The organism is Staphylococcus sp. Marseille-Q5304 (assembly GCF_943737015.1).
Lineage (GTDB): Bacteria > Bacillota > Bacilli > Staphylococcales > Staphylococcaceae > Staphylococcus > Staphylococcus hsinchuensis.
Map to the genome: position 1 here is coordinate 227,559 of NZ_CALSFP010000001.1, position 26,303 is coordinate 253,861.

At 34.0% G+C, this 26,303-nt stretch carries 22 protein-coding genes and 1 pseudogene; 14 read left to right on the top strand and 9 right to left on the bottom strand.

All coding sequences use genetic code 11. The annotated features are described in order from the left end of the window. Positions 1–22 precede the first annotated feature (22 nt). Positions 23–1,561, top strand: a complete 1,539-nt coding sequence (putP, locus tag NGI30_RS00995; protein WP_251942458.1) for a sodium/proline symporter PutP — start codon at positions 23–25, stop codon at positions 1,559–1,561. A gap of 199 nt (positions 1,562–1,760) precedes the next feature. On the opposite strand, the gene uptA is transcribed toward putP, so the two are convergent. Further along, positions 1,761–2,378, bottom strand: a complete 618-nt coding sequence (uptA, locus tag NGI30_RS01000) for an undecaprenyl phosphate transporter UptA (protein WP_251517429.1) — start codon at positions 2,376–2,378, stop codon at positions 1,761–1,763. A gap of 316 nt (positions 2,379–2,694) precedes the next feature. Between uptA and NGI30_RS01005 the strand changes: the two genes are divergently transcribed. Next, positions 2,695–3,933, top strand: coding sequence for a pyruvate MFS transporter (locus tag NGI30_RS01005; RefSeq protein WP_251943902.1), 1,239 nt, complete (start codon positions 2,695–2,697; stop codon positions 3,931–3,933). A 395-nt stretch (positions 3,934–4,328) separates the two neighbouring features. Here NGI30_RS01005 and NGI30_RS01010 read toward each other — a convergent pair whose 3' ends face one another. Beyond that, complete coding sequence (locus NGI30_RS01010; protein WP_251517435.1) at positions 4,329–4,655, bottom strand: hypothetical protein; 327 nt, start codon at positions 4,653–4,655, stop codon at positions 4,329–4,331. Positions 4,656–4,844: 189 nt separating this feature from the next. Between NGI30_RS01010 and budA the strand changes: the two genes are divergently transcribed. The 9 genes from budA to NGI30_RS01055 all read left to right on the top strand — a co-directional run bounded on the left by budA (position 4,845) and on the right by NGI30_RS01055 (position 14,475). After that, the gene (gene budA, locus NGI30_RS01015) at positions 4,845–5,543 is read left to right on the top strand and encodes an acetolactate decarboxylase (protein ID WP_251942459.1); all 699 of its coding nucleotides are present in this window, start codon (positions 4,845–4,847) and stop codon (positions 5,541–5,543) included. Positions 5,544–5,856: 313 nt separating this feature from the next. Beyond that, positions 5,857–7,770, top strand: a complete 1,914-nt coding sequence (locus NGI30_RS01020) for an FUSC family protein (protein ID WP_502960375.1) — start codon at positions 5,857–5,859, stop codon at positions 7,768–7,770. A 150-nt stretch (positions 7,771–7,920) separates the two neighbouring features. Further along, the gene (locus NGI30_RS01025; RefSeq protein WP_251517441.1) at positions 7,921–8,334 is read left to right on the top strand and encodes a DUF2188 domain-containing protein; all 414 of its coding nucleotides are present in this window, start codon (positions 7,921–7,923) and stop codon (positions 8,332–8,334) included. A gap of 165 nt (positions 8,335–8,499) precedes the next feature. After that, positions 8,500–9,195 carry a GTP pyrophosphokinase gene (locus NGI30_RS01030; protein ID WP_251942460.1) on the top strand — a complete coding sequence of 232 codons (696 nt, stop codon included), beginning with the start codon at positions 8,500–8,502 and terminating at the stop codon, positions 9,193–9,195. Between the two features lie 121 nt (positions 9,196–9,316). Further along, a complete protein-coding gene (locus NGI30_RS01035) occupies positions 9,317–10,039 on the top strand; it encodes a MerR family transcriptional regulator (protein ID WP_251942461.1) in 723 nt (240 codons plus the stop codon). Between the two features lie 296 nt (positions 10,040–10,335). After that, a complete protein-coding gene (locus NGI30_RS01040) occupies positions 10,336–11,019 on the top strand; it encodes a GntR family transcriptional regulator (protein WP_251517449.1) in 684 nt (227 codons plus the stop codon). 32 nt (positions 11,020–11,051) lie between these two features. Continuing rightward, positions 11,052–12,593, top strand: a complete 1,542-nt coding sequence (gene gntK, locus NGI30_RS01045; RefSeq protein WP_251517451.1) for a gluconokinase — start codon at positions 11,052–11,054, stop codon at positions 12,591–12,593. A 133-nt stretch (positions 12,594–12,726) separates the two neighbouring features. Further along, complete coding sequence (locus NGI30_RS01050; protein WP_251942462.1) at positions 12,727–14,085, top strand: gluconate:H+ symporter; 1,359 nt, start codon at positions 12,727–12,729, stop codon at positions 14,083–14,085. Between the two features lie 195 nt (positions 14,086–14,280). Then, on the top strand, positions 14,281–14,475 hold the full coding sequence (locus NGI30_RS01055; protein ID WP_251517457.1) for a hypothetical protein: 195 nt from the start codon (positions 14,281–14,283) through the stop codon (positions 14,473–14,475). Positions 14,476–14,706: 231 nt separating this feature from the next. Here NGI30_RS01055 and NGI30_RS01060 read toward each other — a convergent pair whose 3' ends face one another. Further along, positions 14,707–14,976: a DUF1413 domain-containing protein gene (locus tag NGI30_RS01060; protein WP_251517460.1), complete on the bottom strand. Its 270-nt coding sequence runs from the start codon at positions 14,974–14,976 to the stop codon at positions 14,707–14,709. A gap of 165 nt (positions 14,977–15,141) precedes the next feature. On the opposite strand from NGI30_RS01060, the gene NGI30_RS01065 reads away from it, so the two are divergent. Next, positions 15,142–15,846 (top strand): SDR family oxidoreductase, encoded by a 705-nt coding sequence (locus NGI30_RS01065; protein WP_251942465.1) that lies wholly within the window; start codon positions 15,142–15,144, stop codon positions 15,844–15,846. Positions 15,847–15,851: 5 nt separating this feature from the next. Here the strand turns inward: NGI30_RS01065 and NGI30_RS01070 are convergent, their stop codons facing one another. After that, positions 15,852–16,169, bottom strand: coding sequence for a helix-turn-helix domain-containing protein (locus tag NGI30_RS01070; RefSeq protein WP_353047296.1), 318 nt, complete (start codon positions 16,167–16,169; stop codon positions 15,852–15,854). Between NGI30_RS01070 and NGI30_RS01075 the strand changes: the two genes are divergently transcribed. Continuing rightward, the gene (locus NGI30_RS01075) at positions 16,134–16,493 is read left to right on the top strand and encodes a Rossmann-fold NAD(P)-binding domain-containing protein (protein WP_251517468.1); all 360 of its coding nucleotides are present in this window, start codon (positions 16,134–16,136) and stop codon (positions 16,491–16,493) included. The two genes, NGI30_RS01070 and NGI30_RS01075, sit on opposite strands and share 36 nt — an antisense overlap. Before the next feature lie 102 nt (positions 16,494–16,595). On the opposite strand, the gene NGI30_RS01080 is transcribed toward NGI30_RS01075, so the two are convergent. The 3 genes from NGI30_RS01080 to NGI30_RS01090 form a co-directional block, all read right to left on the bottom strand. Further along, the gene (locus NGI30_RS01080) at positions 16,596–18,755 is read right to left on the bottom strand and encodes an RNA degradosome polyphosphate kinase (protein WP_251517471.1); all 2,160 of its coding nucleotides are present in this window, start codon (positions 18,753–18,755) and stop codon (positions 16,596–16,598) included. Positions 18,756–18,822: 67 nt separating this feature from the next. Continuing rightward, the gene (ppx, locus tag NGI30_RS01085; protein ID WP_251942467.1) at positions 18,823–20,349 is read right to left on the bottom strand and encodes an exopolyphosphatase; all 1,527 of its coding nucleotides are present in this window, start codon (positions 20,347–20,349) and stop codon (positions 18,823–18,825) included. 153 nt (positions 20,350–20,502) lie between these two features. Then, the gene (locus NGI30_RS01090) at positions 20,503–22,041 is read right to left on the bottom strand and encodes an AbgT family transporter (protein WP_251517476.1); all 1,539 of its coding nucleotides are present in this window, start codon (positions 22,039–22,041) and stop codon (positions 20,503–20,505) included. 241 nt (positions 22,042–22,282) lie between these two features. Here NGI30_RS01090 and NGI30_RS01095 point away from each other — a divergent pair, with 241 nt between their 5' ends. Then, complete coding sequence (locus tag NGI30_RS01095; protein ID WP_251517479.1) at positions 22,283–23,101, top strand: SDR family oxidoreductase; 819 nt, start codon at positions 22,283–22,285, stop codon at positions 23,099–23,101. 78 nt (positions 23,102–23,179) lie between these two features. Here the strand turns inward: NGI30_RS01095 and NGI30_RS01100 are convergent, their stop codons facing one another. Continuing rightward, the gene (locus NGI30_RS01100) at positions 23,180–24,256 is read right to left on the bottom strand and encodes a M42 family metallopeptidase (RefSeq protein WP_251942469.1); all 1,077 of its coding nucleotides are present in this window, start codon (positions 24,254–24,256) and stop codon (positions 23,180–23,182) included. Positions 24,257–24,428: 172 nt separating this feature from the next. Next, positions 24,429–26,011: pseudogene (locus NGI30_RS01105) on the bottom strand (FMN-binding glutamate synthase family protein). Between the last annotated feature and the right edge of the window lie 292 nt (positions 26,012–26,303).

Consider the following 26,303-nt stretch of genomic DNA (forward strand, 5'->3'; position numbering starts at 1 on the left):
ATAAATATTAGGGGGATAACTTATGTTTACATTGGGAGCGACTTTATCAAGTCAAGTTAATACAAACTGGCAAACATATATAATGCTGACACTGTATTTTGTTATTTTATTAGGTATTGGTTATTATGCTTATAAACAATCTACAGGGAATGTTAGTGAATATATGCTGGGAGGTAGAAATATCGGGCCTTACGTAACTGCATTGTCAGCTGGTGCTTCTGATATGAGTGGTTGGATGATCATGGGATTACCAGGAGAGGTCTATTCAACAGGTTTATCAGCAGCGTGGTTAGCAATCGGTTTAACGATTGGTGCATACATAAACTATATCGTTGTAGCGCCTAGGCTTCGTGTATATACAGAAAAAGCTGGAGACGCCATTACATTACCAGATTTCTTTAGAAACCGACTAGATGATCGATCTAACATTATCAAGATTATTTCTGGTGGTATTATTGTTGTATTCTTTACGCTATATACGCACTCAGGAATGGTATCTGGTGGTAAGTTATTTGATAGTGCCTTTGGTTTAGATTACCACCTTGGATTAATATTAGTATCTGTAATTGTTATATTGTATACATTTTTCGGCGGGTATTTAGCTGTATCTATCACTGATTTCTTCCAAGGGGTAGTAATGATTATCGCTATGGTCATGGTACCATTAGTTGTAATGATGCAACTAAGTGGGCTAGATACATTTTCACATGCAGCAGAATTAAAACCAACAAATTTAGATTTATTTAAGGGGACAACAATTGTTGGTATTATCTCATTCTTTGCATGGGGACTTGGATACTTTGGTCAACCGCATATTATCGTACGATTTATGTCTATTAAGTCAGTGAAGCTATTACCAACGGCAAGAAGATTTGGTATCGGCTGGATGGCTATCAGTTTATTAGGTGCAGTTGCAGTTGGACTTGTAGGAATTTCATTCGTAGATGAAAGACATGTGCAGTTGAAAGATCCAGAGACGCTATTTATTTTAATGGGACAAGTTTTATTCCATCCATTAGTAGGTGGATTCTTACTTGCAGCTATTTTAGCAGCGATTATGAGTACGATTTCTTCACAATTGTTGGTAACATCAAGTTCTTTAACAGAAGATTTTTATAAATTAATCCGTGGTGAAGATAAAGCTAAAGAACATGAAAAAGAGTTTTTATTAGTTGGTCGTTTATCAGTTATCGTAGTAGCCATTGTTTCAATTATGATTGCATGGTCACCAAATGATACAATCTTAAACTTAGTAGGTAATGCTTGGGCAGGATTTGGTGCAGCATTTGGACCACTCGTGTTGTTATCACTTTATTGGAAAGGCTTAAGTCGTACAGGTGCAGTAAGTGGTATGATTTCTGGTGCGATTGTTGTAATTCTTTGGATTACATTAGCCAAACCTTTAGGGAAAGTGAATGACTTCTTTAATTTATACGAAATTGTACCAGGTTTCTTAACAAGTTTAATCGTGACAATTGTCGTGAGTAAATTCACAAAAAAACCTCAAATCGATGTCGAAAGTGACTTGAGAGAAGTTAAAGCACTCGTGAACAATAAGTAATGTATTTTTGAAAAAATATGATAAAAAATTTTGGTTTAACCATCAAAATATATAACCTGGGAAATTAGCATAGAATAAAGCCCATCAAAATGATTTGAATTTAAATCTTTTGATGGGCTACTTTTATATATAATTCATCTTGGTTGTCTTCGGTTAAGGAAAAATTATTTAACGATCACAGTTACGCTACAATTATAAATTAACGAACGCGTTTTTTGTTTTTATTTTTATAAAACTTCACGATTAAATAAATGACAACGATAGCAATGATAACGTACATAATGTAAGAATATGTGTGTAAGCTATTCATTAATAAATCCCAATTATCACTTAATGCACGGCCGAGTAAAATGAGACCAAAGTTCCAAATCGTTGTACCGATTAATGAAATAATCGTAAACGCAACGACGTTCATTCTATTAATACCAGCTGGTATCGTAATTAATACTCTTAATACAGGAATGAAACGACATACAAACACTGCCACTGCACTATATTTATCAAACCAATCGTTTGCGCGTTCTACATCTCGACCTCTTAATTTAATCCATTTACCATATTTATCGACAAAGCGATATAACTTTTCTTCAGATACTAGGCGACTAATGTAATAAAGTGTTATGAGTCCTATAAGAGATGCAATTGTTGAAATAATAAATAACATTGCGATATCTAGGTCTGATTTAACTGACATTAAGCCAGAAAGTGTAAGTATAATTTCAGAAGGTATAAACGGTAAGATATTTTCTAATAGAATTAATATCGCTATGGCCGCATAACCCCATGTATTTATAAACTGAGTTAATATGTGTTCCATTGTTTTGAAATAAGCTCCTTTGAAAATAAAAATATAATTTTTGGACATTCGTATTTATTATAGTCTAATTTAGCGAATAATCCACAAAAATCTCTACTACTTTCGTATGTACTTTACTTAAAGTATAAAAGTTTTGGTTATTATAGTAAATTTAAGAATACTTATCATGACAAAAGAGAAAGAAAAAGAGTTGTAAGCGGTTACACCTTGTGGTAATATCAAGAGATAATATTGGCCAATCGTTGGCTAGTAACTTCTTAGAGAAAGCGAGAATCATATGGAACAGAAAAAATCAAAAATCAGGTGATATTTTGCAATAGCATTCTTTATTATCGGAGTTATCGCTTATATGGATCGCTCTAATATTTCAATTATTGCAGGGCCTATGATGGAAGACTTAAATTTAAATAAAACGCAATTCGGAATGTTGGCTTCATTTTTCTCATTGGGGTATGCATTAATGCAAGTCCCGTCAGGATTATTGGCTGAGAAATTTGGGCCTAAAAAAATGCTTTCTATCGCGCTTGTTTGGTGGAGTGCATTTACGATATTAACAGGTGTAGTGAAAAACCACGGTTTGTTATTTGCTATCCGTTTCTTATTTGGTATAGGTGAAGCGCCTATGTATCCTTCAAACGCAGTCTTTAATTCATACTGGTTTGCAAAAGGCGAAAAGGGACGTGCTTCAAGTGTTTTATTAGCTGGTTCTTACTTTGGACCGGTTATAGCACCTGTAGTAACGATTTCAATCGTTAATATGTTTGGGTGGCAAGCAGTGTTTTATATCTTTGGTCTGATCGGAATAATCATTGCAGCTTTATGGGTAATTATTTCAAAAGATTTACCAGAGCAACATAAAATGGTTAACGAAGCGGAAAGAAAATACATTATGGAAAATCGTGATGTATTAAATACAGAAAAAACAAAAGCCCCTTGGAATATATTTTTAACAAGATTTAGTTTTTATGCATTAGCCGCACAATACTTCGTAGTTCAATTTGTCGTGTCACTATTTTTAATTTGGTTACCTACTTATTTAACGGAACAATATCATGTGAAATTAAGTGATCCAGATATGGCATGGGCAGCTGGCGCACCATGGATTGCGATGTTCATTTTAATATTACTTGCTGGAACGATTTCAGATAAAGTATTACAAAAAGGAAAATCTCGTTTCATGGCACGTGCTGCAATCGCTATTATTGGATTTTTAGTCTTTTGTTTCTCACTCTTTATGTCAATTCAATCGGATAATTTAGTCGTCAATGTGATTTGGTTATCTCTTTGTTTAGGTGGTATTGGTGTTGCTACAGGGATGAGCTGGGCAGCAGCTACCGATTTAGGACGTAATTTCTCAGGTTCTGTGTCAGGTTGGATGAACTTATGGGGGAATATTGGAGCGTTAATCAGCCCCCTATTAGCAGGTTTCTTATTAGATATTGTAGGTTGGATTGTTACATTAGAACTTGTAATTATTCCAGTAATATTTGCGATTATAATGTGGTTCTTTGTACAACCTGATAAACCACTAATCGTTGAAAAGGACAAACTATAAATTTTAAGTGTTGCTTAATGATTATAGTGAAGAGTCTTGGACATAAATCTCAGAAAAATAGCACTCAGATGATTTAATTCAATTCATCTGAGTGCTTCTTTTTTATACAATACTTCGTATTGTTGGCTCGCTTTCTTAGGGGACAGCTTCAGCCTGTAGTCTTCAGCTTGTCCAGTTCCCTCAAGAGTCTCGCTGAAAACTTCACATTTATATGTAATTTTACATTAAAATACATTGAAAATAAGGCCCTTACGTATAATTTAATAAGCACAATTAATCTTAATTAACGAGGTGCCTTATGGTTAAAGATTATAACATGTCTCAACTTATTTTTTATTATTCGTAGATAATTTCGTATTTCAGAACATTAGCTATTTAACTAAACAAAATTACTTTTAATTTCTTAATATGTGATTAATTACGTTTACATGAAGACCACTATTTTTATATCCTTCTAAAATGTCAAACACTTGCTCCATAGGAATTTCAGGTAAATCTCTTATCTCACAAAGTTTCTTTTTAAACACTTTTTTACTTACTTTTTTATCATTAGCTGTTAAATCAAATAGATATTTATTTAAATGCTCAATTTCATCTACTGAATACCAATAACGTAGTAATACTAAGTCTTTCGTTTTTAAATTTGGAGCTAACTCTTCTTGTAATACATCAATCGATTGTTTAATCAATAACAGTTTTGATTCTAACTCTTCATTATTCATTGAACTACTCCTTTGAAAGATATAATAGAAGTCTATTCATCATGATAATATCAAAAATATTAATTATTTAAAGTACATATTAATCACATAGCTATTGTATCTTGACTTAAACATGTATAATTTTAAATAAAGGAATGTTTGCACTAATAGAGAAATAAGAACGTAACAATAGTAAGGAGCGTTGATGAAATGTTATATCAACATGGTACGTTAGGTACGTTGATGGCTGGTTTATTGGAAGGAACGAGCACAATTGATGATATTTTGAAACATGGTGATTTAGGTATCGGAACTTTATCAGGTTCTGATGGAGAGGTTATTATATTAGATCGTATCGCTTACCATGCAAATGAATATGGTGAGTTTAAACGTTTAGAAGCAAGTGAACTTACGCCATACGCTGCGGTTACACCGTTTAAAGTAGATAAATCATTTGAAGTGCGCAATATTACTGATGATGAAGCAATTCTCAATGAGGTAGTTGATAGAGCGAAAACCCAAAATGCATTTATTGCAGTGAAAATTACAGGTAAATTCGAAATGATGCATGTACGCATGATGCCAAAACAAAATCCACCATATGAGAAATTGATTGAATCCGCAAAACGTCAACCAGAATTTAAATATGAGCAAGTTGATGGTACAGTTGTTGGGTTTTATGCGCCATATTTATTTCATGGCATTGCTGCAGGTGGATTCCATTTACACTTTGTCGATGACGCAAGAACAGTTGGAGGACATGTGTTAGATTTTGAATTAAATAAAGGGATTGTTGAAATAAGTGATATCGAAACGTTAGAACAACATTTCCCTGTGGATAATCAAGCGTTCCGTGATACAGAAATTGATTATTCAACAGTAAATGAGGACATAAAGGAAGCTGAATAGCCCATGTAACTGAGTGAATGATTGTATCCAGATGAATACTATAACTTTTGTTGAATTTTAGAAAAAGGTATAGCTCAAACAGTGAAAAATGTTAAAATAGTAGGGCGTTCAATTCAGAATATGAAAATTCGTGGATACACGAAAGAACTTTCGGAATAACTAATTGATAAATGGGGTTGGACAACATTCGTCAATGATTGAATTAGACCATCATCAGCGTTTGTATACCGACCTCACTTTTTACTGTTTACATAAAACTGTGATTCACTTGATATACATGTTTAAACGCGAGTGATTCAATGATTTATTAAATATGAGGAGGTGTAGGGAGACGTTGAATCATTATTTTAAATCACTACTTGAATTTAATTCTATGAAAGTCGACGTGAAGAAAGGCTTTCGTCAAGGTATGTTAATGTTTGTCCCTCTAATAATAGGTTATTTAGTTGGACATTTCATGACAGGGTTGTTAATTGCAACAGGAACTTTGGCACATATTTATGTGTTTGGTGGTACTGCACAAGCGAAATTACGTATTGTAATATTTTGTACTTTAGGGCTTTCATCTGCAATGGCGTTAGGCTCCCTTACTGCTAACCAACCTATTATATTTGGGTTACTCTTATTAGTCATATCTGTTGTAGCGTATTTTATTTTTAGTACCTTTAAAATACCGGGACCATCTTCTATATTTTTCATCGTCGCATATAGTTTACCGACTAATTTCCCTGTAGCACCTGAAGAAGCATTATATAGAGGTGCTTGTATGTTTACAGGTGGTGTATTAGCAACGATTGTTGTCGCTTTAGTCATTTTATTTTCAAGAGAATCTGCAGAAATGAAAGCTGTGCAAAATGACTTTAATATGATTAAACAATTGGTTTATAACTTTGATGATCCTAAAGCATTCGCAAAAGCTTCACAATTTGCAGTTTCTACCTTTAGAACTTCAGATGACCAATTGATGACATCAAGCATTACTAACTTTAAGACATCCCCTCGATTTCAACGTTTATTATTACTACATAATACTGCACAAGGGATACATTCTGACTTATTAGAGCTTAATGAAAGTGGTGCAAGACCGCTTCCAAATGATATTAAAAAGATGACAGACTTTGTGATTAAACTTGTTTTTGCTAAAGGTCAAGTCAATAATCGTTGGAATCAAACGATTGATGTTGGTGATGAATATAAAAACTTAGTGGATAACATATTTAAAGTAGATGTAATTATGAACGCTTCCGATGAACGTTTAGCCCATGAAGTGGATATTCGTATGCCAGTATATGGCCATCGATTGTTAATGAATTTAAACTTAGAATCAATTGTCTTTAGAAATACTTTACGTTATATCGTTATTATGGCAATTTCGATTATGATTGCACTGCTATTTGATTTTGACAAGGCGTATTGGGTGCCTTTAAGTACACATACGATTTTGACTGGTACGCACACTTTACACAGTTTCGAACGAGCAGGCGCCAGAGGTATCGGAACGATTGTCGGCGTGTTAATACTATCCCTCATTTTACTCGCACATCCACCTATACCAGTGTCTATTCTATTATTAGCGATTTCGGCAGGTATTACAGAAATGATTGTTGGTGCTAATTATTCATATGGCGTGATATTTGTCACGTTACAAGTACTATTGTTAAACGGTTTAGCCTCAGGGCATTTAACGATACTCAATGCATTACCTAGGGTAGTAGATGTGATTACAGGAATTATTATTGCTGTGGTTTGTTTACTATTTATAGGACGTAAGACATCCTCATTGATGCTTCCAAAAACATTGGCCGAAGTTACGAGACATGAAGCGCGATTGTTTCATTATATTTTCTCTAGTAATCAATATGATTCTTTAAAAGAAGACAAAAAAGAAATGTTGAAACTCAGCGTGCACTTAAATAACATGATTCAAATGTATAACAGTGCTAATGGTGAATTATCGAGTGATAAGAAAGAACTGCAATATTATTATCCAAGTATTTATGCCTTGGAAGAAATGAGCTTTATTTATACGCGTGCATTAAGTAATGAGAAAAGGTATTTCGTAGATGATGAAACGATGGGAAGATATTTACTCATCTTCGAAAATATTGCAAAACACTTTGAAAGAGGTACACATATTAAACCTTTAGAGGTGCCCGCATTACCTCAATACACATATATCCGAACAACATTAAAAAACATACAAAATAACTGTATTAAAGAACGATAATTTAAGATGGATGTAGGTTAGTCATTTCATGCTATTTGAAATGTTCTGTAGCTTACGTCCATCTTTTATATTGTGAAACAACGCATTGGGTGAAAAGATCGATTTAAGGGTAAACAATCAAAGACATATTAAAACGAAGGAGGATTCATCATGCCTTGGACAATGAATGACTATCCACAAAGTTTGAAAAACTTAGATCAGTTAGAGAGAAAAAAAGCGATAGATATTGCGAATGCCATGCTCAAAGATGGTTATGAAGAATCAGAGGCGATTCCAATTGCGACGAAACAAGCGGAACAATGGTATAAAGACGCTACTAAAGAAGAAAAAGAAGAGTTAAAGAATAAAAAAATAACGCAACATGATAAAGATGAAGATGCTAACCCTGAATTGAATGATAAGGACGTACATGTGTATTTTGAAGATGATGTTTGGAAAGTGAAAACAGATGGTGCTAAACAAGCCTATGCGACTTTCGACAAAAAAGAAGATGCAATGAAACGTGCGAGAAATACTGTAGATAATAGATCGACAGAGATTATTGAACATAAAAAAGACGAGTAATATAGGTCAATATGAGCTGAATTGTTACCGATCCACCTTAAGCAACTTATCGTTCTTAAGGTGGATTTTTGTGTGATTACTGACTTTTGGGCTGTTATAATTTAATGTTTAATACTAATTTCGATATAATAATAAATGGTTAGTATAAAAATGGAGGCACAAAAGATGTATGTCGAACGAAATAATTCCCAAAATGTTGAAGACTTAAAGGCAGACTTTAGAGAGAATTTTGGAGAATTTACAAGTTCTGAAGCGGCATTTGAATCATTGATCGGTTTTGTTTCTTTAGAACAACTATATTCTTCAGCATTAAAGGAAATTAGTACAAAACTTGATATATTAGATGATCATTTCCAACAAATGTATAAACATAATCCAATTCATCATATGGAACGTCGCGTGAAGGAAATGCGTAGTTTAATGAAGAAATTAAAACGTAAAGGGTTACCCATTTCAACTGAAGCGGCAAAAGAGCATATTCAAGATATCGCTGGTATCAGAGTTATTTGTAATTACCTTGATGATATTTATATGATTGAGTCGTTATTACTTAAACAAGAAGACGTGAAACTGCTTAAACGTAAAGACTATATTAAAAATCCAAAAGGCAATGGCTATCGCAGTTTACATATCGTCGTAACAGTACCTGTGTTTTTAGCGAATGCAGTAGAGATTGTACCAGTAGAAATACAAATACGTACGATTGGTATGGATATGTGGGCGAGCTTAGAACATAAGATTCGTTATAAAAATAGTACCGATACTGAACAATATAAAACTGATTTACACGAATGTGCAGAAGAAATCACCGCAATCGAAAATAAAATGCAACGTATTCATTCTGAAGTATTCACTAACTAATGTAAGTTAATTTCATATGTTTATGTTCCCTTTATGAATAAGCATTTTCTAAAACTTTAAAGAAAAGGTTGATAGTGACGTTACGTCATTTACTAGACTAAGCCTCAAGGAGGTAATTAAAATGACAACATATCAGACAGGGGAACTTGCTAAGTCGTGTAATGTATCGGTGAGGACCGTCCAGTATTATGATAAAGGAGGGTTGTTACAATCCAATCAACAGGGAAACTATCAACGTCGAATCTTTGATGAAATAAGTAAAGAAAGATTAGAAATCATTATAATTTTGAAGTCTTTAAATTTCGGTTTAAAAGACATCAAAGCGATATTGAATGATGATAATGGTTTAAAAGTTGTGCGTTCGCTTGTCACACAACAAGAAAGACTATTAGAACAAAAACGTGACGAGATCCATGAAACATTAAAGCAAATCCATAAATTTAAGCACTATGTTGGTGAAGATGTAGAAGCCCCGTTACCCAAAATAATCGAAACACATCAACTAATGAATGACAGTGCAACAGAAACACGTTTATTAAAATGTATTGGCAAGCGATTTATACCGTTAGTGTTACTACAATATAGCTCACTGTTAGTAAGTATTTTGAAACAAACATGGAAACCAATATTATATACTTTCCCACTATTGTTCGGCGGTGCAACGTATTTGGCGAATATAATCTATAAAGATTTAAAATATCTTTGTCCACATTGTCAGCAAATATTTAAACCATCATTTACACAATGGGCGAGTGCGAAACATACTCCGCGTACACGTCAATTGACATGTACGCACTGCCATACTCAAAGTCACTGTATTCCAGTTGTTGAGGGCACACATTAATAAGATATTACTCAAAAATGATTTTTATTTCCTATGGAGATAGAAATCATTTTTTGTTTAATATAAAATGTGTATTTTGACACGTCGGGCAGAGTGCTAGGGGTCAAGTTATCAGAAATAAAACATATGACTGTCTAATTTGAAACAGAAATTCATATTGTATAATTAATAACTATGTTTAAGATTTATGTTAAAAAGTGCATAAAACAAACGAATGCAAGCGCTTGCATAAAATAGTGAGTTGTGTTACCATACTTGTATACAAGTATTTCGAACGTTAAAGAGGTGATGAATCAGTGGAATTTGAATATCCCGAAAGATGGCTTGAGAATGGCTCGAAAGGTGAATTAATAGCAGCCGAAATTCGACTCATGATCGTCGATGGCAAAATCACTCCAGAAACTTTACTTACTGAAAATCAAATCGCAAAGGAATTTAATGTCAGCCGATCACCGGTGCGTGATGCTTTTAAATTATTGAAGCAAGACCAGCTTATTCATTTAGAAAGAATGGGTGCAGAAGTCTTACGTTTTGATGAAAAGGAAAAAAGAGAGCTCTATGATCTACGTATTATGTTAGAGTCTTTCGCGTTTAATCGAATAGGAGAACAAGACCGTTCATATATTGTTAAAGAGTTGAAAAAACAATTGGAAATGATGAAAGTATCCGTACAGTTTGAAGATGCTGAGTCATTTACACAACACGATATGAAATTTCATGAGGTCACTATATTAACTTCAGGTCATCAATATTTAAAGTCATTTTGGAATAATTTAAAGCCAGTAATGGAAGCACTTATATTATTATCAATGAGAAAAAGAATGCAACATGACCCAAAAGATTTCGATCGAATTCATCATAATCATTCAGTATTTATAGAAGCGGTTGAACAACAAGATCCAGAAAAATTACGACAAGCATTTCATTTAAACTTTGATGATGTAGGCGATGATATTGATAGTTTCTGGTTAAGTAAATGAACTTAATCATATAAAAATGAGGAGGGCGCGCCATGAAATATATGATTGGTGTAGATATAGGGACGACGAGTACAAAGTCAGTGCTCTACGATGAAAATGGTCAATTTATTATGAAACATAATATTGGATATACTTTAAACACACCAAATGTTGAAACTTCAGAGGAAAATCCCGATGAATTATTTGATGCTGTGCTAATGACAGTAAAATATGTCATGCGTGAATCAAAAATAGCTAAAGAAGATTTGAAACTCATTTCGTTTAGTGCACAAATGCATAGTCTCATTGCCATGGATGACAAGCATCAAAGATTAACGGAAAACATTACATGGGCGGATAATCGTTCAGCTCGATATGCAGAAAAATTAAAAAACGAACACGATGGTTTAACTATTTATCAACGCACTGGAACACCGATACATCCGATGTCTCCATTATCTAAAATATATTGGCTGAAACATGAACAAAAAAATATTTACGACCAAACTGCGTTGTTTGCAGATATTAAAACATACATTTTCCATGAATTATTTGAACAATATGTCATTGACCAATCAATGGCTTCAGCTACGGGGATGTATAATTTAGAGTCAATGACGTGGGATAAAGAAGTATTGGATTTATTAGGAATAAAGGAATCACAATTACCAGAAATCGTACCAACGACACATATTTTAAAAGGGATGAAACGACGCTATGCTACTTTAATGGGCATAGATGCAGATACGCCTGTCGTAGTTGGAGCGAGCGATGGTGTATTATCGAATTTAGGTGTGAATGCATTCAAAAAAGGCGAAGTTGCCGTAACGATCGGGACTTCAGGTGCCATTAGAACGGTTATTGATAAGCCACGCACAGACTATAAGGGGCGTATCTTCTGTTATGTATTAACCGAAGACCACTATGTCATAGGGGGACCGGTTAACAATGGAGGCGTCATTTTACGCTGGCTTAGAGATGAAGTGTTAGCAAGCGAAGTTGAAACTGCTAAGCGTTTAGGTGTTGATCCGTATGATGTGCTCACACGTATAGCAAGTCGTGTTAAACCAGGTGCAGATGGATTATTATTCCACCCTTATCTAGCAGGAGAGCGTGCCCCATTGTGGAGCGCTGATGCGAGAGGTTCATTCTTTGGTTTAACTTTATCACACAAAAAAGAACACATGATCCGTGCAGCATTGGAAGGTGTATTATTCAATCTTTATACCGTATATTTAGCTCTGATAGAAGTTATGAATGAAACACCTTCAACAATTAAAGCGACAGGTGGATTTGCCAAAAGTGAAGTTTGGCGTCAAATGATGTCAGATATTTTCGATACAGATTTAATTGTTCCAGAGAGCTACGAAAGTTCTTGCCTAGGGGCGTGTGTATTAGGTATGAAAGCACTTGGGGAGATTGATGATTTCTCTGTTATTGAAGACATGGTAGGAACGACAAATGCACATCAACCTAACCAAGATAATGTGAGTATTTATCAACAACTCGTCTCAATATTTATTAAATTGAGTCGATCGTTAGATGAAAGCTATCATGAAATCTCAAACTTCCAAAGAAATCATATATCAACATAAAGTAACTGTGGAAATCGCAAGAACGTGTAATTCTTGCGTTTCCATAGCAATTTTAAAATAAAAAGAAAGCGCTATCATAATAAGTTTGTTATTAAAATACAACTTATTATTTGCTTTGAAAGGGGAGACCTGTATGTTTGAAACAATTTGGCCGTTAATTACGGTTGTTATAGGGATTATTTTATTATTATCACTCATCATATTTATGAAATTAAATACATTTATAGCATTAATTATTACTTCAATTGTTACTGCAATTTTATTGGGCATGCCTTTAGATAAAATTATTGAAACGATTGAAAAAGGAATGGGTAGCACATTAGGCCATATCGCATTGATATTTGGACTGGGTGCCATACTTGGTAAATTACTTGCAGATGGGGGCGGTGCTACACGAATTGCTGATACATTAATCAATAAGTTTGGACATAAGCATGTACAATGGGCCATGCTAATTGCTGCATTTATTGTAGGTATCGCACTGTTCTTTGAAGTTGGATTAGTCTTATTAATACCACTCGTATTTACAATTGCAAAGCGTGCGAATGTTTCACAACTCAAACTTGGATTACCTATGGTCGTAGCATTATCGGTTATACATGGTTTCTTACCACCACATCCAGGGCCGGTAGTTATTGCGAAAGAACTGAAAGCCAATCTAGGGCAAGTATTACTTTATGGGATGATTATTGCGATTCCGGTAACAATTATTGCTGGACCAATTTTTAATAAAATGGCTGAAAAGATTATTCCTTCAGCTTATCGTCGTGAGGGAGATATTTCAGCTTTAGGTGCGCAAAAAGAGTTTACTGAAGCTGAGATGCCAAGCTTTGGAATTAGTATATTAACAGCTATTTCACCTATTGTATTAATGTTAATTGCTACGATTGTGCAATTGATTACAGGACATGAAGAAGCTAAGAACGGTATCGAAAGTTTTATTTACTTTATTGGTACTGCAGGTACGGCGATGTTAATCGCAGTCTTACTAGCAATGTATACGATGGGATTCAAACAAGGACGTAACAATGCAGAAATCATGGATTCTGTATCAAATGCGATTTACCCAATTGGCATGATGATCTTGATTATTGGTGGTGGCGGTACCTTTAAACAAGTATTAATCGATGGGGGCGTAGGTGATACAATATCTAAATTATTTGAAGGTACTGAGATGTCACCGATTCTATTAGCGTGGATTGTTGCAGCAGTTCTTAGAATTGCACTAGGTTCTTCAACTGTTGCTGCGATTTCCTCCACTGGTATTGTAGTCCCCTTACTGCAATCTTCTGATGTCAACGTTGCACTTGTCGTACTTGCTATTGGTGCTGGTAGTGTTATATTATCTCATGTTAATGATGCTGGATTTTGGATGTTTAAAGAGTACTTCGGTTTAACCGTAAAAGAAACATTCTTAACGTGGTCGTTACTTGAAACAATTATTTCTGTCTCAGGACTTGTCTTTATATTGTTATTAAGTATATTTGTTTAAATAAATTGATAGACCAAGATGTTAGGCCAAGATGAGGTGCTGACATCTTGGTTTTTATCGTTAGTGTTTTGATTACTAGGTTTAAGATGAATATTGACTATTTTGTGAAAATAATCACAAATAGCTTCTCAAAACAATCATGAAGCGTTAATATAAAAGTGTAATAAAGATTAAAGAAAACACGGAGTGACTTATATGAGAAAGGTCATAGAAGAAGTTATCTTTTCAGAAGAAAGTAGTTATGAAATTTACACACATACGGGTGTAAATCAAGGTATTATTAATGACATTAAAGATGGATACAGATGTATTGACTATATAACATTTTCAGATGCGGAGAAATTGTACAACTATGGATTGGAAAAACAACAGCAACTTGTTATAAGTTAAAAAACTGTAACCATCGTTAGTATTGGGGTGGGTTAGTTTTATCATATTTATTTCATAAAACACTCATCTCATGCATGTTTTTCTCCCTAGTATGAATCTCTTTCATGATTTATGCCGCGCCCTTAAGTATCGCTTAGTGCGTTTAGGCTCTTATGCCTAAACAAAAATAGAGCTCTGTGAGGTTGTAATACAATCTACACAGGGCTCTTTTTACTTTTACGATGTAATATATTAAACATAAGCACTAAAGTTTTCTTTAACTTCGTTATAACTATATTCAATATTAAAAATGCTGAGACGTATTTTATCTTCCGATGTGTAAGGAATACGTAGATAATTATGTTTAGAGACAAATGATCTAAATGATTTTTCTAATCGTTTACGTTGTGCAATTTCCATTTTAGTCCATTCTTCTTCAGTAAATAAATCTTCAAATTTAAAATTAAAGCTTGTCTTGTCAATCGTCTCTCTTAATTGGGCAACTCTTTGTTCGAATTCCATATGATACCTCCTATAATCTCACGGTATATATTACATATATACCCATTTTACGTTTTAATATTTTGAACTAGAACAGTCCGTTTAAATCTCAAAGACTGCAGTACCGTTACAGTGATTGTTACAATGAGTTTATAATTAAGATTTTGAGATGAAAGGATGAATGAAATGAAACAATTACAAGGTCAAGTTGCAATTATCACAGGTGCAAGTAGTGGTATAGGTGCTGGCATAGCACAAGAATTTGCTAATCATGGGATTAAGCTTGTACTATCAGGGCGTAATCAAACACGTTTAGATTCAGTTGCTCAACAAATTAAACAACAATCACAAGCAGAGGTCACTACTGTTATAGCTGATGTGACTAAACAAGAGGAGGTTGAACATTTAGTAGCCCAAGCCAAAGAAATTTATGGACAAGTTGATATTTTAGTTAATAGTGCTGGCAAAATGCTTTCCTCTGCTATTAGAGAAGGCGCGGTTGAAGATTGGAATGATATGTTAGATATTAACGTAAAAGGTACGTTATATGGTATAAATGCTGTCTTACCGACATTCCTAAACCAATCCAGTGGACATATCATTAATATTGCTTCAATTTCTGGATTTGAAGTAACAAAGACAAGTACGCTTTATAGTGCTACAAAGGCAGCTGTACATTCAATTACACAAGGTCTTGAGAAAGAGCTCGCTAAGACAGGTGTGCGTTCTACTAGTATCTCACCAGGTATGGTTGATACACCGCTTAGTGGTGGTTCCGATTGGGGCGGACGTAAAAAGTTAGATCCAAAAGATATTGCAGAAGCTGCGATTTACGCATTAATGCAACCGAGTCATGTGAATGTGAATGAAGTTACAGTTAGACTTGTTTAAAACAATTATTTAGATAAATTCATATCATCTGTAATGTTAAAATCACCATGTTCTAAATACTCTAGTTTTGCAGTTAAAATGTTATCAATTTCATTTAATTCATTGATTTTTTTACGAATTTTTTGTTGATATTGTTTTATAAATATTTTGCTTTCGTCGGTTGATAAATTTTGAATTTCACTGATTTGGTTTAATGTAATATCTAGGTTTTTTAAATATTTAACTAATAATAGCCATTTCACGTGTTGTTCAGTATATTGTCTATAATTATTATTGTCACGGAGAATATGATTAAAGACGCACTTTCTTCTAAAGTCCTTTATACATTAGCATTGTCGCAAAAGTTACAAGGAACTTCAGTGACAGCAAATCTGTTCCATCCGGGCTATGTGTCCGACTCGAATTTATTACTTCCAAAATCCAAAATAGGTAAGTTTGGCTATAAAATTTTAAGTCAAATATTAATTTTAATATTCAAAGTCTTTTCAGAACCAAATCCAGATGTTGGTAAGAAATTAGTTCTTGATACGGATTTATCACAAACATCAGGTAAATTCTTTAATGAAAAAAGAGAAATCGTGCCATTGTCAAACAAATATAGTCAAGACAAGATAGATCAAATATTTGCCCATAGCAAACAATTTTAAGATTAAGTTCTTTTATAAAAGGCCGTCAAATACAAAAAAGCGAGGTAGCAATCTAACAATTGCTACCTCGCTTTTTATATAATAAAGAACTATTTTAGTTAATTATTTTCTAAAACTGTTTCGAATTTTTGAGAACCAACTATTTCTAGAGGCAACCGGTACATTTTGTGGTTGAGAAACAGCTTTTTTGAATTTAAGACCTGTATCTATAGATTCTTTCATTAAGTATGCTTGAGAATCTAATGGTGACAAGTCATTTTGTACATAATGATAGTTTCCTTCACTATCTTGATAGCGTCCTTTTTGATTATCTGATAGTTGTAAGTTCATAAAGTCTAGTAGACGTTTAGCAATTTCTCTATCCTCAACAGGGAATAAGATTTCAACACGTTTAATCATGTTACGCGTCATCGCATCTGCAGATGAAAGATAAATCTTTTCATCTCCATTATTATGGAAGTAATAAATACGTGAATGCTCTAGGAAGCGGCCAACAATACTTACTACTTCGATATTTTCACTGACACCAGGGATACCTGGTTTTAAGCAACAGATACCACGAATAATCAACTGTACTTTAACACCGGCACAAGATGCTTCAAATAACTTCAAGATAATTTCCTTATCTGTTAATGAATTCATCTTCATGATGATTTTACCATTACCGTGTTCTTTGTGTGCTTGGATTTCTGTATCTATGCGTTTTAAGAAGATATCACGGATATCAAATGGTGCTACGATAAGTTTGTTGTATTCCGGTTTCATAGAATAACCACTTAAGTAATTGAAGAATTTAATTGCATCTTCTGCGATTTCTTCGTTTGTTGTAATGATACCCATATCCGTGTAAAGTTTTGCTGTCTTATCATTGTAATTTCCAGTACCTAAGTGAACGAATGAAGTTAGCTTATTATTTACACGTTTTACAACAAGTGAAATCTTACTATGTGTTTTTAAGTGCGTCATACCATAGATTACGTGACAACCTGCATCTTCAAGCATTCTCGCCCAGTGTACGTTATTTTCTTCATCAAAACGTGCTTTAAGTTCAACAAGTACTGTGACTTGCTTACCTTTTTCTGCAGCTTCTTTCAAGCTGTTGATAATTGGTGAATCTTTACTTACACGGTATAGCGTTTGTTTGATTGCGATTGTGTTTGGATCATCTGCCGCTTCACGAATGAAATCAACGATAGGTTCGAATGATTCATATGGATGATGGAAGAAGATATCGCGTTTTAAAGATAAATCAAATACGTCATTGTTACCTAATGAACTAGGAATTTGTGGCACATACTTGTTGTATTTTAAATGTTTTAATTTGTTTGATAAATGACCAACTAAATCTGATAACATTGTTAAATCTAACGGACCGTCTAAGAAATAAAGGTCGTTATCATGTACATCTAATTGGTTGATAATCCAAGCTACGTCTTCATAAGTGGCTTGTCGACCATCAACTTCTAAACGTACTGCTGAACCACTCATACGTTCTTTTAAGAAACGTTCTATTTCGATTAATAGATCTTCTGCGCCATCTTCATGTATTGTTAAATCGGCGTTTCTAGTAATACGGAAAGTGAAAGTATTTAACACTTCAAATCCAGTGAATAAATGATTGATAAAGAATGTAATGACATCTTCAATCATTACAATATATTGTTTATCTCCTTCGTTAAATGCTGAGAAACGAGGGATTAAAGAGGGTATTTGAACGATAGCTGAATTAATCGCATCTTCTGTATCGATATCTACGAAGATATTTAAGCTTTTGTTATTTAATTTTGGGAATGGATGGTAAGCGTCAATTCCTAATGGCGTTAAAGTTGGTAAAATATTTGTTTTGAATTCTTTTTCCAATTGTTGTAGTAATGATTCCGGTAGTTCTTCTGGTTTTACGATTTCAACGTTGTGATCTTTTAATTCTTCAACTAATTCGTTATAACGTTTGTATTGTAAATCTACATATTTGCTATTTTTAATTTTAATTTGATCTAGTTGCTCTCCAGGCGTTAATTGAGCCTTGTTCTCTGGCTTGTCGTAACCCATTTTTACTTGATCTTGTAGTCCAGCGACACGAACCATGAAAAATTCATCTAAATTCGAGCTGAAAATAGATACAAAGTTTAATTGTTCAAGTAAAGGGTTATTCTGATCTTTAGCTTCTTGTAATACACGAAAGTTAAAGTCTAACCAACTGAGTTCTCTATTGTTATAATACTGTGGCAAATTTAAGTTGTTTTCTCCCAAATTACTTTGCATAACGCTTTTTACACCTCATTATAGTCTTGATTACATAATTTGCTAAATATAACTTATCATATAAATATTAAGATTTTGTAAAGATTATAGAAAGATCTGCTTTTAGTATTTTTTCGATGTGTTTCTTCTGACGTTGTGCTTGATATTCTTCTGCGATAGGTTCACCAGAACTTTCTACGTATAATGTAAAGTGTTTATCTTCTTTTTCAAGTTTAACCTCTTTAACTGAGTTTGTATGAGAGATATTCATTGCATTAACGAATTTAATGATACCCCCTAAGTATTGTACATTCTCAAGTTCCTTGCCGTGCAACCATTTTGTCTCATGACTATAAAATTTTAATAAAGACTTGTTTTTAAAGCTAGCTAACAATGCAAGTTTAACACGTTCTTCATGTCTAAAACCATCAATCATTGAATTTGCGATAAGATAATACGTATGTGGTGAACTTGAATCAGAATCTATAAAGCTACCTAAATAGTATAAGAAAGCACCGTCGATAAAGAGTTGTTTTTCTTGTTTAGAAACCTCTATCTTCTTTAAGTCTATCAATTGATTTAATAACGATTGTGCTAGTTTCACACGTTGTTCAGCATTCTCTTCTTCAATCCCATATTCATTCGCTAGATGATATAGAGCATCTTTGCGTATATTTTGCTTTTGGAATTCTTTAGGGTAGTGTTCGCTTAACAACTTCATCACATAACCTTCGCGTAATCCCTTACGTGAAAATGTGAACTGTGTTGCACTGATTTTATCAAATAAAGCTTTAAACACTGCAACAGCTGGTAAGATAATGTCTACACGATCTCTACTCAAACCATCAATGTCTTTTAAGTCATCACGTGAGCTTTTTCTAATTATTGAATATACTTCATCAATATCGTCTTCTGACATCGTATAGTTATGAACACCACCAATTGGGTAAGAATGTTCAGATTGATGAATACGTGCAACATTTCGAGCTGATCCACCGATACCGACTAATGAAATATTATGTTTTTTCAACCATGGTAGTTGATCAAATTGTTTTGATATAAATTTCTCCATCGCTTTGATAGCCGATTTATCATTGTGATCTTTACCTTCAAAGAATTTCTTTGTTAAAGTAACGACACCAAAAGGAAAACTGTGTGCTTCGATTAAATTTTTATCTCTGAATAAAGTTACTTCAGTAGAGCCCCCACCGATATCTACAGATACACCATCCTCTACATCTGTTGTATGTGTGATGGCATAAAATCCATAAAATGCTTCGTCCTTTTCAGGAACAATGGTAATATCAATTTTTAATTCCTTTTTAATATGTTCTATGATTTTTTTACTGTTTGTAGATTGTCTTATTGCGGCAGTAGCAATAGGGTGTAATGCATTTACATTAAATTTGTTAGCAACTTTTTTGAAGCTACGTAATGCTTTAGTGAGTACTTCAATACCTTCTTCATTCATCATAAGATCTTCTGTTAAATATTGACTAAGTCGCGCTGGTGTTTTGATATTTAGTATTTCATTTAAACCTGACTTAGTATCAAATTCAAATATAACAAGCCTAATTGTATTCGAACCAATATCGATTAAACCTATACGTTCCATTTTTGCCTCCTAGAAAATTATGAGGATAAAGTTCATACCGTAAATCTATTACCCTTTTATATTGTATATATTACATGATTTAAAATGATTTGTATGCAATATAAAAGGATATAAACACAAAAAATTAAGTTTAGTAATTCAATTAAGTAAATTTTATTTTACATGTAATGGACCACCAGGACCTAAAGGCCATCCGAGTAAATACCAAACAATCATGAATAACGGCCATACGATACTTAATATGATTGTATAAGGCATCAAACTAGATAAGAGTGAACCGAGTTTCATGTTTTCATCGTATTTTTGTGCATAGGATAACAACAACGGTAAGTACGGCATCATCGGTGTAATTGGGTTACTTATTGAATCACCTATACGGTATAACATTTGAGTTAAAGCTGGATGGAATCCGACTAACATTAACATTGGAATAAAGATAGGGGCTAAAATACCCCATTTAGCTGAGGCGCTACCAATTAATAAATTAATGAGAGAACTCAATAATATGATACCTATGATTAACAGCACACCGTTTTGTCCTTTTAACAATTCGGCTCCATTTACAGCGACTACAACACCGAGGTTACTCCATTGCAGAAAGGCGAGTAATTGTGCTGCAAAGAATACGATAACGATGAATGAACCCATCGAAGCCATTGAATCAGCAAACATTTTACCGAGATCTTTAGAATTGTTAAATTCCTTCATCAACAAACCGTACACGAGACCTGGTACTAAGAACAGAATTAGTATTAATATACCTACACCGTTAATAATCGGTGCATCTTCGAGCAGACTACCTGTTTTCGCATTACGTAAGAAACTATTTTCCGGTATAGCTAATAAAATGATAACTGCGATGACTAAAAAGAAACTGATGTTAGCCCAAAATACAGCGCGATTCTCTTGAGGTGTTAATTTCGTCTTTGATTCATCGATATTGATATCTGCGTCTGAGGCGTTATACCTCCCTAAACGCGGAATGACGAAACGCATTGTGACCCAATATACAGCTGGTAATAAAACGATGACACTTGCAGCTATAAAGTACCAGTTCATCGCAACATTAATATGAGGGTTATCAGAAACAATTTTGGCGGCTGGTTTAGTAAATGCATAAAGTAATGCATCAGACATTCCAATTAACACATTCGCAGAAAATCCGCCAATAGCGGCTGCGTATGCCATCGCCAAACCGGCAATTGGGTGATAACCAAGTTTGATAAACACCATCGCCGTTAATGGTGGTAATACGATAGGTGCTGCATCACCAGCAGCATTACCTAAAATACCAATTACAATAATAATAGGGATGATTATTTTTTTAGGTGCTTTATTAACAACTTGAATCATTAATTTATCGAAATAACCTGTACGTTCAGCGACACCTATACCGAGCATGACTGCGAGAACAAGACCTAATGCTGGAAACTCAGAGAAATTTTTAATTGCATCGTTTAACATCATCGCAATACCGTCTTTACTGATTATACTTTTTACTTCGACGGTTTTACCTGTCCCTGGATGTTTGACTGACACATGAAATAAAGAAACAATCCAAGTGATAAGTGCTAAACCTACACACATGAGAAAGAATAAAATACTTGGATCAGGTAAACGGTTACCTACTTTTTCTACAACATTTAAAAACCTATTAATTATGTTCGGTTTTTCCTTTACATTTGAAGTCATTTTTCTACCTCCCCCAATAAGTTACCGAAAGTATAACAAATTATATTAACAAATAGAACGAAAATTCAGAAATATCACAATTTTAGTTGATTTGATTGTATATTTAATTACATTTATAAAGTGTCAAAGTATTTAAGAATGATTTTTGTCGTATTAAAGACATGTATGAAATGTTTTGTTATTACAGCTTTAGGAAAAAATAATATTGAAATGGAAAAAAGGAAGGAAGAAGGGAATAATTATGGGAAGATTAGATAATAAGATTGCAGTGTTAACAGGTGCGAGCACAGGAATTGGCGCTGCAACGGCTAAAGTAATAGCAGATGAAGGCGCCCATGTCATTGCAGTAGACGTAGCTGAAAATGTAAAAGAAACAGTTGAAGAAATTAAAGAAGCGGGCAATGAAGCGACAAGTTATATCGTAGATATATCAGATGAACATGCTGTTGAAAACTTGGCCCAAAACATCAAAACAACGTTTGGTCGTGTTGATGTTTTATTCAACAATGCTGGTGTAGATAATGCTGCGGGTCGTATCCATGAATACCCAATAGAAGTATTTGATAAAATCATGGGTGTCGACTTAAGAGGTACATTTTTAATGACGAAATTTATATTGCCACTCATGATGGATAATGGTGGCTCAATAATTAATACTGCCTCATTCTCAGGTCATGCTGCAGATTTAAATCGTTCAGGATATAATGCCGCTAAAGGAGGCGTAGTTAACTTTACGCGTTCAACAGCGATTGAATATGGAAGAGAGAATATTAGAGCGAATGCGATTGCGCCAGGTACAATTGAAACACCACTCGTTGATAAATTAACAGGCACTGCAGAAGAGGAAGAAGGTAAAGCATTTAGAGAAAATCAAAAATGGGTTACGCCATTAGGTCGTTTAGGTAAACCTGAAGAGGTTGCTAAACTTGTTGCTTTTCTAGCATCAGATGACAGTTCGTTTATCACTGGAGAGTCAATCACGATTGATGGTGGTGTAATGGCTTATACTTGGCCAGGAGAAATGTTAAGTGATGATAGTTGGAAGCGTACGACAAAATAATAAATGAGTGAACCATACAAATCCCCCGCTGGAATTCCAGTGGGGGATTAATATGTTTTTCATACTTTTTAGATTAAATTACCAAGTTAAATCTTCTATGACTTCATCGTTTAATGATTTTACGATTTCAGTTACAAGGGCAACAGAGTTTTTATAATCGTCTGTGTGTAATACTGAAACATTTGAGTGCATGTAACGTAATGCTACGCCTATTGAAAGTGTTGGGATACCTTCATTAGCGAGGTGGATACTACCGGCATCCGTACCGCCACCTGCCATTGAGTCTAACTGAATATCTATGTTGTGTTGCTTAGCGAGTTGTTTCACATGTTTGAGTAAGCCAACGTGGCCCACATTTGAAGCATCCATCACGATAACAACAGGGCCTTTGCCCAATGCTGTGTCGCTTACTTGACCTGACATACCTGGCGTATCATATGCGACGGCTACGTCTACTGCAATTGCTAAGTCTGGATTGATTTTATTAGCTGCGACCTTTGATCCACGTAAACCAACTTCTTCTTGCACATCTGCACCAGAATATAAATTGATATCGATATCTTCATTTTGTAGATTATCTAAAACATCAATAGCTAATGCACAACCGTAACGGTTATCAAATGCTTTTGAAGTTAAATATTTGTCATTGGCTAAAGTTTCAAATTCACTGTAAGGTGTGACCATATTACCAATTTCAACGCCTAATTTTTCCGCTTCTTTTTGATCATCTACACCGATATCGATGAACATATTTTTTATTTCAACGTTCTGCTTACGTTCTTCCTGAGATAAAATATGTGGTGGTTTAGAACCGATAATACCACGAATTTTCTTACCTTCATCCGTAGTTACTGTAACTTTTTGTGATAACATTACTTGATTCCACCAACCACCGATTGGTGTGAAGCGTAAATGGCCTTGCTCATCTATCTTCGTAACGAGAAAACCAATTTCATCTAAATGACCTGCCACCATTAATTTCTTACTTCCTTGTGCTGCAGATTTTTTACCGAAGATGCCGCCTAAGTTATCTTCAACGATTTCATCACTGAGAGGAGATAAATATTCACGCATACGCGCTTTAACGTCCATTTCATGACCTGCTATACCGTCCACTTCAGTTAAAGATTTTAATAATTTAACTGTATCTTTCATCATAAAACCTCCTACGTTCATGTTAATTACAATTCTAGCACGAATAACAGTAAAAGATGATTAATGGGCTTATGGTTTTGAAGATACATAGAATGTATAAAAAATGAGCCACCGATTATGATTTGGCAGAAAGTAACTGCCTATCATTCAAATCGAATGGCTCAATGATATATTATTTCTGTTCTATTAACTTAAGTTTGTAATCATGGATAGATTGCAATTCGCCGCTTTTCTTTTTAATGATGATGTGATCTTGATTAATTTGGGTAGGTGATTCAACGCCTACAGCTGCTGAAATATTATAAAGACCTTCGTGTAAACTTGTAATATAGTTTGTGACACGGTATTTTTTCTCATCAACGATTAATCCTTTTTCACGTTTAGGGTTAGTAGTCGCTACACCTACAGGACACGTATTTAAGTGACATTGTTGACTCATAATACAACCTACACTAATCATCATGCCACGTGCAATGTTGACTAAATCTGCACCTAAGCCCAATGCAATTGCAATTTTATCTGGAGTGATTAATTTACCAGAAGCAAAGATTTTAATCTTATCTCTGATACCGTGTTTTTCAAGCATTTGTGATACGATTGGCAACGCTGTAAATAACGGTAAACCGACGCCATCTTGTAATTCTTGGAACGTTGCACCCGTACCGCCTTCGCCACCATCTACTGTAATGAAGTCTGGATATTGATTTGTTCGTACCATTGTAGATACGAGTGATTCAATTTCGGCTACATTGCTTACTACAATTTTAAAGCCAACTGGTTTTTGTCCATGTTTCTTTAAAATTGAAACCCAATTTAATAAATCTTCTGGTGAATCTAAATCAGTGAAACGGTTAGGTGAATTAATTGTTTTCCCTGGTTCTACTTTACGAATTTCGGCAATTTCTTTAGTTACTTTATTTCCTTCCATATGGCCGCCTCGTGTTTTAGCACCTTGGGCCAGTTTCAGTTCAAATGCTTTAACTGTTTCTTTTCTCGCTATATCTAAAAATGCATTTAAATCAAAATGACCGTCTTTGTCTCTTACACCGAACAATCCAGGTCCGATTTGGAAAATAATATCTACACCACCAGATAAATGGTGTTTAGAAAGGCCACCTTCACCAGTGTTCATCCAAGTATTGGCCATACTAAACCTTTTGATAGGGCTGTGATTGCATTACTACCTAACGCACCATAACTCATGCCTGATTGACCAACGAGAAGCTTAACACGGAATGGGTGAGCGAGTTCGGAACCAATCACTATTTGATGCTCATCGTGTAAATAGTAAGGATCAATTTCTGTTTCCTCACGATGTTCTTCACGATCAAATAAACGTTCGTTATCAATCTTATAAAGGAAAGTTGAAATCATTGGTGATTGATCAATTTTCAAGTCTGACTTTTGATGAGGGAACATTGTGTTCTGTATGTAAAAACCATCTTCGTACTGATTTTGAGTACCAAAACTCGCCATTCTTGAATTATATTTCCCTGCTAGCACAATATTTTTATAATCATTTCTTGAAAAAGGCTTGCCTTCTGTATCTGCTAAAAATAAATATTGTCTTAATTCAGGTCCTATCTTTTCGCCGAAGTAACGTACACGTGCAAGTAACGGATAATTTCTTAGTACACTATGTTGTTTCTGACGCTTATCTTTAAATAGTAATATCCCTGCTATGACAAGGATACTTAATAAAAATGCTACAATAATGACATTTACAATTAATTGTAAAATTGTTAAAAAAGTCATCCCAATACCCCCTTATATATTGTATATTTTACATTAAATAGTACTATTTACCAATGAATTAATTAATATAGAATAAAAATTTAGAATACTTTTTTAGTATATTTAAAAATTGAAACTATCTTCCATCTATTTATATGCTACGCTCGATAGAAGAAAACAATTTAAATAACTATAATGAAGTATTTTACGGTGTTTAATTGCATTATTTTAGTGGAACAAATCAATGGTATGTCATAAAAAAGTTATATATTTCAAAATTTGTTGTTTTATAATGACGGTATTACACATACAA